Here is a 16,827-nt window from a genome sequence, read left to right as displayed (position 1 = left end):
ACCGAAACCTTCGCATCCTTCGGGTACGCATGTCTGCCTTGTTCGGCTCCGCAATCACCACTTGGGAACCGGCTGGTCCTTGAGCTGCTGCCGCAAGTCGCCATAGTCCGGCACCACCGTCTCCACGGTCTCCCAGAAGCGCGGGCTGTGGTCCATCACGCGCAAATGGGCGAGCTCGTGGGCGACCACGTAGTCGATGACCGGCATCCGGAAATGCACCAGGCGCCAGTGCAGGCGGATCGCGCCGTCGGCGCTGGCGCTGCCCCAGCGCGTCGAGGCGTTCGACAGGGTCAGCTTGTGCCAGGCCACGCCGAGGCGCGGCGCGAAATGGTCCAGCCGCTCGGTGAAGATGCGCCGCGCCTGGCGCATCAGCCAGGCCTGTGCGGCATCGCGGATCTGGGTCGCGCTGGCGTTGTTCGCGAGCGCGAGGCGCAGGACGCGCGTCTCCGCGCCCGTGCCCACGTCGAGCATCGCGCCCGCGGTCTCGAAGCCGTGGTGGGGATCGAGCCGCACGAGCACCGGCTCGCCCAGAAAAGGGAAGCTCACGCCGTCGCGCCAATCGATGCGCGCCGCCTCCAGCTTCGCGTGGCGCTGCCGCGTTTCTGCAAGCTTGCGCAGGATCCAGTCGGCCTTCTCCTTCACGGCCGCATCGACGTCGCGCAGCGGCACCCATCGTGGCGCGCGCACCGTCAGTCCCTCGGCGCCGACGATGAAGCCGATGGTGCGCCGCTTGCCCCGGGTGAATTCGAAGGCCACGCGAGCGTTGCCCAGCGTGAGCTCGCGCGTGGCACGCGGGTGGACGAAGCTGGCCGGGCTCATCGCGTCGGCCAGGGGGATGGCGGGCGGCGCGGCGCCGTCTGGCGCCGAGGGCCCGGCCGGGGCAGGTGCTTGCGGCGGCACCGGCGCGTCGAACAGGTCGAGCGTGAACTGCAGCAGGCCGCGCATGATGTTCGAGGCCTCAGCCTTCAGGCCGACACCGTCTCCGCCGCAACGTAGGCCTCGGGGTCGAGGCGGCGCATCTCGGCCTCGATCCAGGCCTCGACCTCGCGCATCAGTTCGTCGGGCTTGCGCCCGACACTGGAGATGGCCGGGCCGATCGACACATCCACCACGCCGGGATGCTTGATGAAGGCCTTGCGCGGCCAGACCCTGGCCGAGGTCACGGCGATCGGGATCACCGGCACGCCGGTCTCGCAAGCCAGCCGCGTGCCGCCGGTCTTGTAGATGCCCTGCTGCCCGCGCGGGATGCGTGTGCCTTCCGGGAACATGATGACCCAGATGCCCTGGGCCAGCAGGGCGCGGCCCTGCGCCACCACCTTGTTGAAGGCCCGGGTGCGCTGGGACCGGTCGATGTGGATCATGTCCAGCCTCGCCATGGCCCAGCCGAAAAAGGGCACGTAGATCAATTCCTTCTTGAACACATAGGCCAGCGGATGCGGCATCAGCGTGGGCATCAGGAAGGTCTCGAAGGTCGACTGGTGCTTCACCAGCAGCACGCAGCCGGCGAGCTTGTCCTGGGGCAGGTTCTCCATGCCGCTGACGCGCGTTTCGATGCCCAGCAGCAGCCGGGCGCCGCCGATCGCCCAGCCGAGCCAGCGCGCGGCCATCCAGTACAGCGGCACGCCACGCTTCCACAGCGAACTGACCATCATGATCAGGGCCCAGGGCACCACGGTGACGAGCATCCACAGGGCATGGACGATGGATCGCAGGAGGGACATCAGGCGGCCAGGTTCGAGGCGTTGCGCTCTTCGCGCTCCAGCAGGAAGTCGACGAAGGCCGCCAAATCTTCGTGCACGCGGGTGTTGGGGGGGTATTCGGGCGGCAGCGGTACGCCGCGGCAGGCTGCGCCCATGCCGGTCAGCAGCAGGTGCGGCTCGCAGCCGGCCGCAGCGCCGGCCTGCATGTCGCGCAAGCTGTCGCCGGCGGTCGGTACATGAGCCAGGTCCACGCCGTAGCGCTCGGCGATCTGCAGAAACAGGCCCGGCTTGGGCTTGCGGCATTCGCAGTTCTCGTCGGGGCTGTGCGGGCAGTAGAACACCGCATCCACGCGGCCGCCGACGGCTGCCAGCATCTTGTGCATCTTGGCGTGCATGGCGTTGAGCGACGCCATGTCGAACAGCCCGCGGCCGAGCCCGGACTGGTTGGACGCGATCACCACATGCCAGCCCGCATGGTTGAGCCGCGCCACCGCCTCCAGCGCGCCGGGCAGCGGCGTCCACTCGATGTCGCTCTTGACGAAGTCCTCACGGTGGACGTTGAGCGTGCCGTTGCGGTCGAGGATGACGATTTTCATGGGTGACTCGATCAGGCAGCAGCCAGCCGTTCCAACTGCGCCACCCGGTTCATCGCCCGGTGCAGCAGCATCAGCAGGCCGAGGCGATTCAGGCGCAGATCCGACTGCTCGGCATTGACCATCACGTCGTCGAAGAAGGCATCCACCGGCGCGCGCAGCGCGGCGAGCGTCTGCAGCGAGGCGGTGTAGTCGCCGGCATCGAAGCGTGCATTGGCCGTGGGCACGACCTCCTGCATCGCGGCGTGCAGCGCCTTCTCGGCCGGCTCCTTCAGCAGCAGTTCGCTCACATGCGCATCGGCCTCGGGCGATTTCTTGAGGATATTGCCGATGCGCTTGTTGGCCGCGGCCAGCGCCGGCGCCTCGGGCAGGACGGCAAAGGCGCGCACCGCCGCCAGCAGTTTGGGCACCTCGCCCAGTCGCTGCGGCGCGGGCGCGAGCACCGCCTCGACCTCCTGGGCACTGGCGCCCTGCTCGCGCAGGCTGCCGGCCAGGCGGTCGTACATGAACGCCTCCAGGGCTTCCGTCGGGTCGGCCAGCGGATGGTCGCCGGCCTTGGGCGCGCCGAAGGCCGCATAGGCCTGACCGATGAGGGCGCGCAGGTCCAGGGGAAGGTGGCGCTCGGCCAGCATGCGGATCACGCCCAGCGCATGGCGGCGCAATGCGAAGGGATCGCGGTCGCCGGTGGGCAGGTTGCCGATGCCGAACATGCCCACCAGGGTCTCGAGCTTGTCGGCCAGGGCGACCACGATGCCGACCGGTCCGCGCGGCAGTGCGTCGCCGGCGAAACGGGGCTTGTAGTGGTCTTCGATGGCGTCGGCCACGGCGTGCTCGAGGCCGTCATGCAGCGCGTAGTAGCGGCCCATGATGCCCTGCAGCTCGGGGAACTCGCCGACCATGTCGGTCACCAGGTCTGCCTTGGCGAGCTGGGCTGCCTGCACGGCGCGCCGGGCCAGCGCGTGATCGCCCGAAGCGGCGCCCAGTTGCTCGCCGATGGCGTGCGCGATGCGCATCACGCGCTCCACGCGTTCGCCCTGCGTGCCCAGCTTGTTGTGATAGACCACCTTGCCCAGCGCCTCGACGCGCGAGGCCAGCGACTTCTTGCGGTCCTGGTCGAAGAAGAACTTGGCGTCCGCCAGGCGCGGGCGCACTACGCGCTCGTTGCCGCCGATCACGGCGCTGGCATCATCGGGGCGGACGTTACTGACCACCAGGAACTTGTTCGTCAATCGGCCAGCGGCGTCGAGCAGCGGAAAGTACTTCTGGTTGGCCTTCATCGTGAGGATGAGGCATTCCTGCGGCACGCCGAGGAACTCGCGCTCGAACTCGCAGACCAGCACGTTGGGGCGCTCCACCAGCGCGGTGACTTCGTCGAGCAGGGCGTCGTCGTCGATCGGCTGTGCGCCGGCACCGACCGACAATGCCGCCTCGGCCAGCTGGCGCGCGATCTCGAAGCGGCGCGCCTCGAAGCCGGCGATCACCGCCCCCTCTTCTTCGAGTTGCACCGCGTAGCTGTTGGCATCGCGCAGCAGGATGGGGTCGCGCTGGGCCTCGAAGCGGTGGCCGTGGGTTTCGCGCCCGGCCTGGAGACCCAGGGCTTCGACCGGCACGACGGCATCGCCATGGAGCGCGACCAGCCCGTGCGCCGGACGCACGAAGCTCACGCTGGTCCAGCCGGGCAGCGCGCAGCCGGACTCCAATTGGTAGCTCATGACTTTGGGAATGGGCAGCTTCGCGATGGCCTCGGCAAGCGCCTTCTGCAGGCCCTCGGCCAGCGTCGCGCCCTTGGCGTTGCTGTCCAGGAACAGGGCCTCGGCCTTGCCGTCCATCGCACGGCGCAAGCCGGGTACGGCCGCAGCGTCGGCGCCCAGCGAAGCGAGCTTCTTGAGCAGCGCCGGCGTCGCTTGCCCTGCCGCATCGAGGCCGACCGCCACCGGCATCAGCTTCTGCGAGACCGCGCGATCGGCGGCTTGCGCGCTCACATGGGTGAGGTGCGCCGCCAGGCGGCGCGGCGAGGCGTAAGCCGTCAGCACGGAGGCCGCGTCGACCAGGCCCAGGCCCACCAGCTGGTCGCGCAGCACGCCTGCGAAGGCGTCGCCCAGTTTCTTGAGTGCCCTGGGGGGCAGTTCCTCGACGAAGAGCTCGACGAGCAGGTTGTTCTGGGTACGCATCGCTCAGGCCACCTTCTTCGTCATCTCGGCCACCCATTCGCGCGGCGCCATGGGGAAGCCAAGTCGCTCGCGGCTCTCGTAGTAGCTCTGCGCCACGCTGCGCGCGAGGTTGCGGATGCGGCCGATGTAGGCGGCGCGCTCGGTCACGCTGATCGCGCCGCGCGCATCCAGCAGGTTGAAGCTGTGGGCTGCCTTGAGCACCTGCTCGTAGGCCGGCAGTGCCAGCTTCTGCTCCATCAGGTGCTTCGCCTGCTTCTCGTGCGCCGCGAAGGCGGTGAAGAGGAAGTCCGCGTCGCTGTGCTCGAAGTTGTAGGTCGACTGCTCGACCTCGTTCTGGTGATAGACATCACCGTAGCTGATGCCGGGCGCCCATTCCAGGTCGAAGATGCTCTCCTTGCCCTGGATGTACATCGCCAGCCGCTCAAGGCCATAGGTGATCTCGCCCGTGATGGGCCGGCAGTCGATGCCGCCCACCTGCTGGAAGTAGGTGAACTGCGTCACCTCCATGCCGTTGAGCCAGACCTCCCAGCCCAGGCCCCAGGCGCCGAGGGTGGGGTTCTCCCAATCGTCCTCGACGAAGCGGATGTCGTTTTTCTTGAGATCGAAGCCCAGCGCCTCGAGCGAACCCAGGTAGAGCTCGAGGATGTCGGCGGGCGCCGGCTTGAGCACGACCTGGTATTGGTAGTAGTGCTGCAGGCGGTTGGGGTTCTCGCCATAGCGGCCGTCCTTGGGCCGGCGGCTGGGCTGCACGTAAGCGGCCTTCCAGGGCTCCGGGCCGAGCGCGCGCAGGAAGGTCGCGGTGTGCGAGGTGCCGGCCCCCACCTCCATGTCGTAGGGTTGCAGCAGCGCGCAGCCCTGGGCGTCCCAGTAGGACTGCAGCTTGAGAATGATTTGTTGGAAGGTGAGCATGGGTGGGCTTGGTGGCCGATCGAATCCTCGACGCGGCGAACCGGGCATTTTAAGAGCGCGCGGAAATGACAACGGCCGCAGGGCGTGCGCCGCTGCGGCCGTTGCGGGGCTCAGCCCTCGTTGCGGTCTAGTACTCCCAGAAGATCCGCTGAAGTTCCTTCGAGTCGTTGGTCTTGGTCAAAGCCACCATCGCCAGGATGCGCGCCTTCTGCGGCTTCAAATCATGCGCTGTCACCCAGTCGTACTTGTCGTCCGGCTGCTCGGCGTTGCGGATCACGAACCCGTCGGACACGCGCGAGCTGCGGATGATCTGCACGCCGTCGCCGCGCAGTTTCTGCAGCACGGGCACGATGCGGTCGGCCACGGAGCCGTTGCCGGTGCCGGCGTGCACCAGCGCCTTCACGCCGCTCTTGCCGAGGGCATCGATCGCCGTGGAGGGCACGTTGCCATAGCCGTAGACGATGTCGACCGCCGGCAGCGCCGTGATCTCGTCGATGTTGAACTCGGACTGGGTCGTGTGGCGCTTCACCGGCGCGCGGAACCAGTAGTTCTTGCCCTCCACGACCATGCCCAGCGGGCCCCACTGGCTCTTGAAGGCCTCGGTCTTGATGTTGACGACCTTGCTGACGTCGCGCCCGCTCTGGATCTCGTCGTTCATGGTCACCAGCACGCCCTTGCCGGACGCGTCCTTGCTGGCGGCGACGTTGACGGCGTCGTAGAGGTTGAGCGCGCCGTCGGCCGACAGGGCGGTGCCCGGGCGCATCGAGCCGACCACCACGATCGGCTTGGAGGTGCGCACCACCAGGTTCAGGAAATAGGCGGTCTCTTCCAGCGTGTCGGTGCCATGGGTGATCACGATGCCGTCGACGTCGGCCTGCTTGGACAGGGCCGATACGCGCTTGGCCAGGCCCATGAGGTTGTCGTTGGTGAAGCTCTCGGAGGCGATCTGGAACACTTGTTCGCCGCGAACGTTGGCGACCTTGGAGATCTCGGGCAGGCCGGCGATCAGCTTGTCGACCGGCACTTTGGCGGCCGCGTAGGTGGCGCTGTTGGCGGCCGAGGCGCCGGCGCCGGCGATGGTGCCGCCGGTGGCCAGGATCACGACATTGGGCAAGGCCTGCTGGGCATGGGCGATGGCTGCGGCGGCAGTCAGCGCCGCGACGGCCGCGAAGGCCCGGAAGCGGGGGACGAAGAACATGGAGGCTCCTGTTGGCGTGAAGAATTTCACGAAGCGCAGGGACGATAACGGAAGCGCGAGCCGTCGTCACACGCCTGAAATGCTTCCTGCGCATGCGGCGATGCCGGAGGGCGGAGACGAGGCCTGAAGTGCCTGGACCCGCGGGGCCCGCTCAACCCCGGGGCGCTGCGCGGCCGGCTCTTCGCTGCGCAGCGAAGAGCGCGGCCGCCATGGTTGCCAGCGCCAGACCCCACAGGGGCCAGAGTCCGAAGCGCGAGACCCAGAAGGCGTAGGGCGTGAGACCGGCGCGCCCTTCGACGGTCGCCACCAGGACGCCACGCGTCAGCCGGGGCAACGCTTGCGTGACGCGGCCGCGATGGTCGATCACAGCGGTCGCCCCAGTGTTGGTGGCGCGCACCATCGGCCGCTGGAACTCCAGCGCACGCATGCGCGAGATGGCCAGGTGCTGATCGATCGCGACCGTGTCCCCGAACCAGGCGATGTTGCTCACGTTGAGAAGCACGGTGGGCGCCTGCGCCTCATCACGGAAGTTGGCGCCGATCTCGTCGCCGAACAGGTCCTCGTAGCAGATGTTGGGCGCAATGCGCTGCCCCTTCCACACCAGCGGCGGCTGCGCAAGGCCACCGCTCTGGAAGTCGCCGAGCGGGATGTTCATCAGGTCGGTGAACCAGCGGAACAGGCGCGGCACGAATTCGCCGAAAGGCACCAGGTGGTGCTTGTCGTAGCGGTAGGGGGTGCTGCGCCCCGGACCGAAGCCCAGCACCGTGTTGGTGTAGACGCCGCCATCGCCCAGCGGCAGGCCTACGATGGCGGTCTGCGTGCTGCTCGCGTAGCGCGCCGCGAGGGCATCGAGATAGCCGGGAGGCAGTTGCGGGGGCAACAGGGGCAGCGCGGTTTCAGGCGTGATCACGAGCGGCGCGGTGGCGCGCTGCAACTGCTCGCCGTACCACTGGAGCGCGGTAGCGACGCCGCCGCCGGGGATGAACTTCTCGTCCTGCGGGATGTTGCCCTGCAACAGCGCGACCTCCAGGCGGCCGCGCGAGCGCGCCGCTTCATCGGGAGCACCGCGAACGGCAGCGATCAGCGCCGGCACGGCAAGGAAGACCAACGCCAGGCCGAGTTCCATCGCCCGCGTTCCGCCCCGCGGAGCTCGAAGCGCCGCCGCAGCGAGCGCCGCGATCGCAGCAGCGACCGCGCCAACGCCATATACGCCCAGCCACGGCGCATAGGCGGCGAGCGGACCATCGACATGGGCGTAGCCGCCCGCCCCCCAGGGAAAGCCGGTGAACAAGCTGTTCCGCAGCAGTTCGGCGAAGGTCCAGCCCGCAGCGAACAGCAGTACCGCACCGGTCCGTCGAACGGGCGCGAAGGCCACATAGAAGGCGGCGGCTGCGGCGTAGTACAGAGACAGGGCGGCGGACAGCGCCAGCACGGCGATGGCAGCCAGCGGCGCCGGAAGTCCGCCGTAGGTGTGCATCGAGACGAAGAGCCACCAGAAGGTGCCGCACAGCCAGGCGGTCGAGAACAGCCATGCGTGAAGCGCAGCGCTGCGCCACGCGGGCCGCGGCTGCGCGCGTTCCCGGAGCGTGTCGAGCTGCCAGGCCAGCGCGGCCAGCGAGATCAGCTGCAGCCACCACAGCGGCTGGCCGCTCCAGGGCGTTGCGACCGATGCGGCCTGCGCGAGCCCCGCAAGTCCGAAGCCGAGCGCGCGCGCCAGCGTTTTCAATCCGCGGCGTCGTCGCCGCGAGCCGGCGAGACCTTGAACCAGCGGACGGCGCCGCCCTTCGTGTGGAGTACGACGAAGTCGAAGGCGCCCAGCGCATAGTGCTCGCCGCGCTTGGGCACATGGCCCATCTCATGAGCGATCAGGCCGCCGATGGTGTCGAAGTCTTCGCTCAGCATCTCCTCGTTGAAGACGATGCCGAAGGCCTCCGCCACGCGCTCGATCGGCGTGTCGCCGGAGACGCGGTAGGTGCGGTCGGCCAGGCCGAAGATGTCGCCCTCGTCCTCGGCAATGTCGAATTCGTCCTCGATCTCGCCGACGATCTGCTCCAGCACGTCTTCGATGGTGATGAGCCCGGCCACGCGGCCGAACTCGTCGATCACGATCGCGAGGTGATTGCGGTTGCCGCGGAACTCGCGCAGGAGATCGTTGAGCCCCTTGCTCTCGGGCACGAAGGTGGCGGGACGCAGGAGTGCGCGGATGTTCAGTCCCGGCGCTCGCTGGAGCTTGAGCAGGTCCTTCGCGAGCAGGATGCCGATGATGTTTTCCTTCTCGCCCTCGTAAACCGGGAAGCGCGAGTGCGCCGTATCGATCACCAGGTTCAACAGCGACTCGTAGGGCGCGTCGATGTTGATCAGGTCCATGCGCGGCGCGGCCACCATCACGTCGCCGGCGCTCATGTCGGCCATGCGCAGCACGCCTTCGAGCATGACGCGGGATTCGGCGCCGATCACGTCGTTGTCCTCGGCATCGGCGAGGGTCTCGATCAGCTCATCGCGGGAGTCCGGTCCGGGATGGATGAACTCGGCGAGCTTTTGCAGAAAACTGCGCTTGTCCTCGCGTTCAGCGGGCACGCGGTCGGGGTGAGGGTCAGCCACTGCGGGAGGGCGGAGTTGCGGGATCACAAGGATACCGGAACCCGTCCGTGGCGCGCGCCCTCAGTCGCCTGCCTTGGGACGGCTCAAGGCGAGGACTGGTCGCGCGCGGCGCGCACGCCGCTACGGATCTCCTGCACGGTGGCCAGGAAGGCCCAGAACTGCTTGGCGCGCGTCTTGAGCTGGAAGTCGACCTCGGCGTAGTGCTCCAGCGCGATCTCGCTCATACGGCTGTCCAGGGTGGCATGGGGCAGCTGCAGGTGGGCTTCGGATTCGGACCCGCTGCGCACCACGGTGGCGCCTGCATTGCGCGCGATCTTGAGCATGGCCGTGTTCTCGCTCAGCGCGTGGATGAAGAGCATGCCGACGCCTTCGTTGCGAGCCATCACCGCCGCGCGCTCGAAAAGGCGCGCGCCGTAGCCGCGGCCCCGGGCGTGCTCGGCGACCGAGACGCCGAATTCGGCGCAGTCCTTGAGCTGGTCGTCGGGCGCGAAGGCCAGGTGGGCCACTGCAATCAGGTCGAGCCGCCGGTTGTAGATGCCGAACAGCTCGTCGCGGTCGAAATCGAGCCCGTCGACATAGCGTTGAATCTGCTCGTCGGAGGCGGCGTACCCGAAACGCAGGTAGCGGTCGTGGGGCTTGAGGGCCATCAGGTGCTGCGCGATGCGCTCGCGCTCACGCGGCCCGATGGAGCGGATCGGGACCATGACGGGGGCGGGCGCAGCGGCCTGCGGCAGGGCTTCAACCATGGGCGCTTTCAGGAAAGAGCCGAGGCCGAGCGAGGCTTTGAAGAGTGCCTTGGCGGTATGCATGCCCCCAATATAAGGGTTTTCCCCTAACTGACGGGTTAGCAAGGACTAAAAAGTAATTCATAAGAATACAAGTCGATGTCCCGAGGCGCAAATCGCCCCCAAGCTGCTATATCGGCATGGCTGTCGTGGCTTTGACTCGGTCAAGCACGAAGCTGGTCTTGCAGTCCTGCACGCTCGGATGCTTGAGTAGCGTGTCCATGATGAAACGGCTGTAGTGCGCCATATCGGCGACAACGACCCGCAGCAGGTAGTCCATTTCGCCCGTCAGCGCGGCGCATTCCACCACCTCCGGCCAAGTCACCACGCTGGCACGGAACAGGTCCATGGGGTTGCGCTTATGGGTTTCCGTGTGCTTTTCGAGGCGTACATTGAGGTACGCCGTCAGTCCCAGGCCCACCGCCTCGGGCTTGACCAGGGCCACGTAGCGGTCGATGACGCCACTTTCCTCCAGACGGCGAACACGCCGCAGCACTGCGCTGGGCGAGAGGCTGACCTTCTCGGCCAGTTGGTCGTAGGTGGCGCGGCCATCGCTTTGCAGCGTGCGCAAAATGAGTCTGTCCAGCTTGTCAAGTGCGTCCATGTCGGAATTTTCGCAGTTTTCATGCGTGTCGAGGTCACATCAGGCTGACAACGCCGAAATCATGAGCGTCGCCGCTCTTACAGTTCCAGGCGTGGCCGGCGCACCCTCGAGGCCACGCTGAACATCCCAGCAATCCTTCCTTGGAGACACCTATGAGCACCGCCGACTCCGCCGCCGTCCCCCCTTGGGACAACCCCATGGGCACTGACGGCTTCGAATTCATCGAATATGCGGCGCCCGATCCGGCAGCCATGGGCCAGGTGTTCGAGCGCATGGGCTTCAAGGCGGTGGCCAAGCACCGCCACAAGAACGTGCTCCTGTACCGCCAGGGCACGATCAACTTCATCGTCAACGCCGAGCCGGATTCCTTCGCCCAGCGCTTCGCGCGCCAGCATGGCCCCAGCGTCTGCGCCATTGCCTTCCGGGTCCAGGACGCAAAGGCTGCTTACGAGCGCGCCACCTCCCTCGGGGCCTGGGGCTTTGCCGACAAGGCCGGGCCCGGTGAGTTGAACATCCCTGCTATCAAGGGCATCGGCGACAGCTTGATCTACCTGGTCGACCGCTGGCGCGGCAAGAACGGCGCGCAGCCTGGGGACATCGGCAACATCGGCTTCTACGACGTCGACTTCGAGGCGCTGCCCGGACTGACGGCGCAGCAGGCGCTGGCCCCGGAAGGCAATGGCCTGACCTACATCGATCACCTGACGCACAACGTCCACCGCGGCCGCATGAACGAATGGGCCGACTTCTACGAGCGCCTGTTCAACTTCCGCGAGATCAAGTATTTCGACATCGAAGGCCAGGTGACCGGGGTGAAGAGCAAGGCCATGACCAGCCCGTGCGGCAAGATCCGCATCCCGATCAATGAGGAGGGCAAGGAGCAGGCGGGTCAGATCCAGGAATACCTGGATCTCTATCACGGCGAAGGCATCCAGCACATCGCAATGGGCTCGGACAACCTCTACAAGACCGTCGACGCGCTGCGCGCCAACGGCGTCAAGCTGCTCGACACCATCGACACCTACTACGAGTTGGTGGACAAGCGCATCCCGGGCCACGGCGAAAGCGTCGAGGAGCTGCAGAAGCGAAAGATCCTCATCGATGGCAAGAAGGATGCGCTGTTGCTGCAGATCTTCAGCGAGAACCAGCTGGGCCCGATCTTCTTCGAGTTCATCCAGCGCAAGGGTGATGACGGCTTCGGCAACGGCAATTTCAAGGCGCTGTTCGAAAGCATCGAACTCGATCAGATGCGCCGCGGGGTTTTGAGCGCCGCACAATAGTTGCTCCAACCACACATAGGAGTAAGGAATGCGTCTTCTCGGCTTTTGGATTCGCTCGTCCTCGATCGCGGCTGCGGTCCTCGCTCTCGGCGGCTGTGCGATGAATGCGCAACAACAGCCGCCGCACGGGACGAGTGCGTCGCACCTCGACGCAGTGCAGAAGGCCGGCGTGCTGCGCATCTGCACGCCGGGCGACTACAAGCCCTTCAGCTTTCAGAAAGCCGACGCGAGCTATGAAGGCATCGACGTCGATCTGATGACGAGCTTCAGCGGCACCCTCAATGCGAAGCCGGAATGGGTCAAGACAACCTGGGCCAACCTGCTGCCCGATCTCACAGCGGGCAAGTGCGATGTCGCGGTGGGCGGCGTCTCCGTGACCACCGAGCGGCAGAAGCGCGCATTCTTCAGCGCACCCTATATGGTCAACGGCAAGACGCCGGTCGCGCGCTGCGCCGACGTCGCCAAGTACCAGAGCGTGGCCGCGATCGACAAGCCCGAGGTGCGGGTGATCTTCAACCCCGGCGGCAGCAACGAGCGCTTCGCGCGCGCCAACTTCAAGCGCGCCAGGCTCACGATGCACGGGGAGAACGTGACGATCTTCGACGAGATCCTCGCCAATCGGGCCGACGTCTTCGTGACCGAAGCGGCGGAGGCGATCACGCAGCAGAAGCTCAAACCGGGACTGTGCGCGGTCAATCCGGAAAAGCCGCTGCAGTACGGCGAAATGGCCTGGATGCTGCCGCGCGACGACATCGCCTTCAAGGCCTACGTCGACCAGTGGCTGCACCTGGCACAAGCCGGCGGCGAGTTCCAGCGCGTGATGGACCGCTGGCTCAAGTAAAAACTTCTTGGAGCTTTTCATGGAGACGCCTACAGGTGCGGTCATGCCCGCCGTCTACGGCCAATCGGATCGGCCGCCGCGCGGCGATTATTCGCGCGGCGGCGCAGTGCTGGCCGACTACACCTGCCCGCAAGACTGGGCCAGCTACACGCCGGCCGACCATGACACCTACCGGCGCCTCTATGAACGGCAGGCCGCCCAACTGTCCGGGCTGGCCTGCGACGCGTTCATCGCGTCGCTGCCCTTGCTCGGCGTCAAGGACCGTATTCCGCGCTTCGACGAGATCAACGAGCGGCTCTACAAGGCCACGCGCTGGGAGATCGTGGCGGTGCCGGGGCTGATTCCGGAGCTGCCCTTCTTCACGCTGCTGGCGAATCGCAAGTTCCCGGTCACAGACTGGATCCGGAAGCCTGAGGAGTTCGACTACATCGTCGAACCCGACGTGTTCCATGATCTTTTTGGCCACGTGCCGATGCTCTTCGATCCGACTTTCGCGGATTACGTGCAACGCTACGGGCAGGGCGGCATCAAGGCCCATGATCTGGGCGCCGGAGAGAAGCTCGCGCGGCTGTACTGGTACACGGTCGAGTTCGGCCTCATCCGCCAGCAAGAGGGCGTGCGCGCGTATGGCGCAGGCATCCTGAGCTCGGTTGGCGAGCTCAGGCATGCAGTGCGCAGCGCGGAGCCGCTGCGCTTGCCGCTCGATCTGCTGCGGGCCATGCGCACGCGCTACAAGATCGATACCTACCAGGCCAACTACTTCGTGATCGACAGCTTCGCGCAGCTGTTCGACATGACGGCGCCAGACTTCACGCCGCTCTACGAGGCGCTCGCCATGCGGCCAGACATCGAGCCCGGCGTGCTCCTGCCGGGGGAAACCTCGCTCTGAGCGCGGGCTGAATCAGTCCTCGAGCAGGGCAAGGGTCTGCTGGCGAAGGCTTGGAACGAAGGCCAGCTCGACGTGACCGCGACCCGCTGCAAGTCGGTTGTCTGCGTTGGAGAGGGTCGCAGTCGAGGCCGGGAACACGACGTTGTCGCAATTCGAGTACCAGCACGTGAAGGGAGGTCGGCCGGCGCTGCCGTTTTCGATTTCCATCTGCCGCAGCCAATCGCCGTCGATTCGCATCTGGCGTCCGTTGGCCGTGCGACTGAAGCGTGCCAGCCAGGTTCCCCGATGCGGCGTGCCGATCGTCACGATGCGATGCACGCGCGCCGCATCTGCGCCGCGCAGCCATGAGCGGGCTGCCAGGCCGCCCATGCTGTGGCAGACCAGCACTGGAGGCCGCCCCGTGACTGTGCTTACGCGCGTGATGGCTTCTTCGATGCACTGCACATACTGATCGATCGAACCGAAGACCGGCTCCAGATTGGGGGCCACGAACGGATGATCCCTGGCGCGCAATTCGCGCATCCAAGGATTCCAGAAGCCCCTGTTGCAGAGGAAGCCGTGGACCAGCACCACGCCCCGGCAGCGGCTGCCGTGGGGCAAATGATCGGCCACGGCGCGCGATCGAAATGGCTGCTGCCAGCAGAAGACCTGCAGGGCCACCCGGCTTTCCGCCAGCCAGGCCCGCACACACTGTATGGCAGGAGCGCGGCACAGGGAGTCTCGGCCGTTGACGTGGTAGCTGGCCACGAACTCCAGCGCAAGGAAGGCCGCATGGCCCAGGGCCAAGACCAGCAATCCGCCCGCAGCCATGTAGGGCGAGCGCGTCCACCACGCGCTGGTCCAGGCAATCGCCGCCAGCAGCCAAGTCAGAACGATGCATTGCTGTAGACGCGCGACCATACAGCCAACTATCGCATACGCGACAGACGGGGCGCGCCCCTAGGACAAGCCCGCTGGTGGCATGGCCGCGCTCGCTTCGACAATCCGCGCCTAAGGAGATCGCATGCAATCAGCCGTCTTGAAGAGCTATCCGGCCAGCGTGCCGCACGAGATTTTTCCCGAGCAGTACCGTTCGCTGCGCCACATGTTCGAAGAGTCCTTTCAGCGCTATGCGAATCGACCTTTCTCGGTATGCATGGAGCGGTGGATGAACTACGCGGCGCTTGACGAACTGTCCGGCGCGCTCGGCGCCTGGCTTCAGTCGCAAGCTCTCGAGCCGGGTGCGCGCGTGGCCATCATGCTGCCCAACGTGCCGCAATTCGCCGTCACCATGGCGGGGGTTCTGCGCGCGGGGTACACCTGTGTCAACGTCAATCCGCTATACACGGCGCGCGAGCTCGAGCATCAATTGAAGGATTCCGGTGCAACGGCGATCATCATTCTCGAGAACTTCGCCGCCACGTTAGAGCAGGTGATCGAGCAGACTCCGATCAAGCATGTGGTGATCGCATCGATGGGCGACCTGCTCGGCGGACTCTACGGCACCTGGATCACGCTGGCAGTGCGGCACCTCGCGAAGATGGTCCCGCCCTACAAGCTTCCGCTCGACAAGGGCCGCACGGTAACGCCCTTTCCCAAGGTGATCGCGGAAGGCAAAGGGAGAACGCTCGGGCCGGATACAAGCACGCTGGATTCGATTGCCTTCCTGCAGTACACCGGCGGCACTACAGGCCTCTCGAAGGGTGCAGTGCTGACGCATCGCAATATCATCGCCGCAACGATGCAGGCCGAGGCTTGGTTCACGCCGGCCTTGGAGCGGGCGGGCGATCTGTCCAAGGTCAACAGCATCGCCGCACTGCCGCTTTATCACATCTTCGCGCTGACGCTGTGCTTGCTCGCCATTCGGCAGGGCTCGCACCTCACGCTCATCCCCAATCCACGCGACTTTGACAAGTTCATCGCCGTGCTCAAGAAGCGGCCCTTCCATATGCTGCCGGCGGTTAACACTTTGTTCAATGCGCTCCTGGTGCATCCGGAGTTCAAGAGCGTCGATTTCTCCAACCTGTTTGTCTCCCAGGCGGGCGGGATGGCCGCGTCTGAGGGTACGGCCCGCAAATGGTTCGAGACTACGGGCTGTCCGATGATCGAGGGCTGGGGCATGAGCGAGACCTGCGCGATCGGCACGAACAATCCTGTCTCGAACACGGCCTTCACCGGTACCATTGGCCTGCCCCTGCCAAGCATCGAAATCGCAATCAAGGACGACGAAGGTCGTTCGTTGCCGGCGGGTCAGGCGGGCGAGCTCTGCATCAAAGGCCCTAACGTGATGGTCGGCTACTACAACCAGCCCGCAGAGACTGCAGCGGCCTTCACGAGCGACGGCTTCATGCGGACTGGTGACATCGCGATCATGCAGGAGGACGGCTACAGCCGGATCGTCGACCGCAAGAAGGACATGATCCTTGTGAGCGGCTTCAACGTGTTTCCCAACGAGCTTGAGAATGTGATCTCGTTGTGCCCCGGGGTGGTCGAGTGCGCGGCGATCGGCGTCGTAGACGAGAAGCAGGGCGAGGCAATCAAGGTCTTTGTCGTGCGCAAGGACCCTACTTTGACCGAGGAGGCCGTGATGCGCTATTGCAACGAGCAACTGACCGGCTACAAGCGGCCGAAGCACATCGAATTCAGAGACAGCCTGCCAAAGACGAACGTTGGCAAGATTCTGCGAAGGCAGCTGCGCGTGGAAGCGACGACCTGAGCGTCGTCGGCGAATTGCTGGCCCCTTTTTGGCGCCCCGCTGTAAGCGTCCGGGCAACTCGCCTTGACGGCGAGTTCGGCGATCAGCCCTGCTGCCAGCGATGCGGCAGCAGCTCTTCGGTACGGCTGGCAGGGAGTGACGGCAACTTGGTGAGCACGTCACGCATGTATGCGTACGGGTCGTGCCCGTTGAGCTTGGCCGAGTGGATCAGGCTCATGACAGCGGCGGCTCGTTTGCCGGCGCGCAGTGATCCGGCGAACAGCCAGTTCTGTCGGCCGAGCGCGATCGGTCGGATGCGGTTTTCTACCCAGTTGTTGTCGATCGGCAGATCACCGTCTTCCAGGAAGCGTGTGAGCGCATCCCATCGCTTGAGGCTGTAATCGATCGCCTTGGCAGTCGCTGATCCATCGGGGATCCTCTGTCGCTGCTGGCGCATCCACTGATGCAGCGCATCGGCTGCCGGCCCTGATCGTCGTCGTCGCAGTTCTAGTCTGCTGACGCTGTCGGCCTCGGCTACCTCGCGTTCGACGTCATACAGTTCACCGAAGAACTTCAGCGCCT

At 66.0% G+C, this 16,827-nt stretch carries 16 protein-coding genes; 4 read left to right on the top strand and 12 right to left on the bottom strand.

All coding sequences use genetic code 11. The features are described from left to right. Window positions 1-54 precede the first annotated feature (54 nt). The 10 genes from J2739_RS22420 to J2739_RS22375 form a co-directional block, all read right to left on the bottom strand. Window positions 55-945, bottom strand: a complete 891-nt coding sequence (locus J2739_RS22420) for a M48 family metallopeptidase (RefSeq protein WP_309905762.1) — start codon at window positions 943-945, stop codon at window positions 55-57. A gap of 20 nt (window positions 946-965) precedes the next feature. Then, window positions 966-1,721, bottom strand: a complete 756-nt coding sequence (locus tag J2739_RS22415; protein WP_309905760.1) for a lysophospholipid acyltransferase family protein — start codon at window positions 1,719-1,721, stop codon at window positions 966-968. Next, the gene (gene gmhB, locus J2739_RS22410) at window positions 1,721-2,296 is read right to left on the bottom strand and encodes a D-glycero-beta-D-manno-heptose 1,7-bisphosphate 7-phosphatase (RefSeq protein WP_309905759.1); all 576 of its coding nucleotides are present in this window, start codon (window positions 2,294-2,296) and stop codon (window positions 1,721-1,723) included. The genes J2739_RS22415 and gmhB overlap by 1 nt, the downstream gene beginning before the upstream one ends. A gap of 11 nt (window positions 2,297-2,307) precedes the next feature. Then, entirely contained in the window at window positions 2,308-4,464 is a 2,157-nt protein-coding gene (gene glyS / locus J2739_RS22405; RefSeq protein ID WP_309905756.1) for a glycine--tRNA ligase subunit beta, read from the bottom strand. A 3-nt stretch (window positions 4,465-4,467) separates the two neighbouring features. After that, entirely contained in the window at window positions 4,468-5,373 is a 906-nt protein-coding gene (glyQ, locus tag J2739_RS22400) for a glycine--tRNA ligase subunit alpha (RefSeq protein WP_309905754.1), read from the bottom strand. Between the two features lie 127 nt (window positions 5,374-5,500). Beyond that, entirely contained in the window at window positions 5,501-6,571 is a 1,071-nt protein-coding gene (locus tag J2739_RS22395; protein ID WP_309905752.1) for a type II asparaginase, read from the bottom strand. A gap of 151 nt (window positions 6,572-6,722) precedes the next feature. Further along, window positions 6,723-8,297 carry an apolipoprotein N-acyltransferase gene (lnt, locus tag J2739_RS22390; RefSeq protein ID WP_309905751.1) on the bottom strand — a complete coding sequence of 525 codons (1,575 nt, stop codon included), beginning with the start codon at window positions 8,295-8,297 and terminating at the stop codon, window positions 6,723-6,725. Then, the gene (locus tag J2739_RS22385) at window positions 8,294-9,172 is read right to left on the bottom strand and encodes an HlyC/CorC family transporter (protein WP_309905748.1); all 879 of its coding nucleotides are present in this window, start codon (window positions 9,170-9,172) and stop codon (window positions 8,294-8,296) included. The genes lnt and J2739_RS22385 overlap by 4 nt, the downstream gene beginning before the upstream one ends. Before the next feature lie 83 nt (window positions 9,173-9,255). Then, entirely contained in the window at window positions 9,256-9,981 is a 726-nt protein-coding gene (locus J2739_RS22380) for a GNAT family N-acetyltransferase (protein WP_309905746.1), read from the bottom strand. Between the two features lie 106 nt (window positions 9,982-10,087). Then, a complete protein-coding gene (locus tag J2739_RS22375; RefSeq protein ID WP_309905744.1) occupies window positions 10,088-10,561 on the bottom strand; it encodes an Lrp/AsnC family transcriptional regulator in 474 nt (157 codons plus the stop codon). 152 nt (window positions 10,562-10,713) lie between these two features. Between J2739_RS22375 and hppD the strand changes: the two genes are divergently transcribed. The 3 genes from hppD to phhA all read left to right on the top strand — a co-directional run bounded on the left by hppD (window position 10,714) and on the right by phhA (window position 13,571). Then, the gene (gene hppD / locus J2739_RS22370; RefSeq protein ID WP_309905742.1) at window positions 10,714-11,841 is read left to right on the top strand and encodes a 4-hydroxyphenylpyruvate dioxygenase; all 1,128 of its coding nucleotides are present in this window, start codon (window positions 10,714-10,716) and stop codon (window positions 11,839-11,841) included. A gap of 100 nt (window positions 11,842-11,941) precedes the next feature. Continuing rightward, window positions 11,942-12,682 (top strand): transporter substrate-binding domain-containing protein, encoded by a 741-nt coding sequence (locus J2739_RS22365; protein WP_309905740.1) that lies wholly within the window; start codon window positions 11,942-11,944, stop codon window positions 12,680-12,682. A 19-nt stretch (window positions 12,683-12,701) separates the two neighbouring features. Then, window positions 12,702-13,571 carry a phenylalanine 4-monooxygenase gene (phhA, locus tag J2739_RS22360; RefSeq protein ID WP_309905738.1) on the top strand — a complete coding sequence of 290 codons (870 nt, stop codon included), beginning with the start codon at window positions 12,702-12,704 and terminating at the stop codon, window positions 13,569-13,571. Between the two features lie 12 nt (window positions 13,572-13,583). Here phhA and J2739_RS22355 read toward each other — a convergent pair whose 3' ends face one another. Continuing rightward, a complete protein-coding gene (locus tag J2739_RS22355; RefSeq protein WP_309905736.1) occupies window positions 13,584-14,357 on the bottom strand; it encodes an esterase/lipase family protein in 774 nt (257 codons plus the stop codon). 217 nt (window positions 14,358-14,574) lie between these two features. Here J2739_RS22355 and J2739_RS22350 point away from each other — a divergent pair, with 217 nt between their 5' ends. Further along, entirely contained in the window at window positions 14,575-16,266 is a 1,692-nt protein-coding gene (locus tag J2739_RS22350) for an AMP-binding protein (protein WP_309905734.1), read from the top strand. Window positions 16,267-16,348: 82 nt separating this feature from the next. Here the strand turns inward: J2739_RS22350 and J2739_RS22345 are convergent. Beyond that, on the bottom strand, window positions 16,349-16,827 hold a 479-nt coding region (locus J2739_RS22345), incomplete at its 5' end, for an IS66 family transposase (RefSeq protein ID WP_309905733.1).

The organism is Variovorax soli (assembly GCF_031454625.1).
In the GTDB taxonomy this organism is placed as follows: Bacteria; Pseudomonadota; Gammaproteobacteria; order Burkholderiales; family Burkholderiaceae_C; genus Variovorax; species Variovorax soli_A.
This window is presented reverse-complemented; position numbering and strand designations above follow the sequence as displayed.

Coding starts and splice junctions, on each gene's coding strand:
- J2739_RS22415 (WP_309905760.1), bottom strand. CDS start 1,721: ATGTCCCTCCTGCGATCCATCGTCCATGCCCTGTGGATGCTCGTCACC.
- glyS (WP_309905756.1), bottom strand. CDS start 4,464: ATGCGTACCCAGAACAACCTGCTCGTCGAGCTCTTCGTCGAGGAACTG.
- J2739_RS22380 (WP_309905746.1), bottom strand. CDS start 9,981: ATGCATACCGCCAAGGCACTCTTCAAAGCCTCGCTCGGCCTCGGCTCT.
- phhA (WP_309905738.1), top strand. CDS start 12,702: ATGGAGACGCCTACAGGTGCGGTCATGCCCGCCGTCTACGGCCAATCG.
- J2739_RS22365 (WP_309905740.1), top strand. CDS start 11,942: ATGAATGCGCAACAACAGCCGCCGCACGGGACGAGTGCGTCGCACCTC.
- J2739_RS22350 (WP_309905734.1), top strand. CDS start 14,575: ATGCAATCAGCCGTCTTGAAGAGCTATCCGGCCAGCGTGCCGCACGAG.
- J2739_RS22375 (WP_309905744.1), bottom strand. CDS start 10,561: ATGGACGCACTTGACAAGCTGGACAGACTCATTTTGCGCACGCTGCAA.
- J2739_RS22395 (WP_309905752.1), bottom strand. CDS start 6,571: ATGTTCTTCGTCCCCCGCTTCCGGGCCTTCGCGGCCGTCGCGGCGCTG.
- gmhB (WP_309905759.1), bottom strand. CDS start 2,296: ATGAAAATCGTCATCCTCGACCGCAACGGCACGCTCAACGTCCACCGT.
- J2739_RS22420 (WP_309905762.1), bottom strand. CDS start 945: ATGCGCGGCCTGCTGCAGTTCACGCTCGACCTGTTCGACGCGCCGGTG.
- glyQ (WP_309905754.1), bottom strand. CDS start 5,373: ATGCTCACCTTCCAACAAATCATTCTCAAGCTGCAGTCCTACTGGGAC.
- hppD (WP_309905742.1), top strand. CDS start 10,714: ATGAGCACCGCCGACTCCGCCGCCGTCCCCCCTTGGGACAACCCCATG.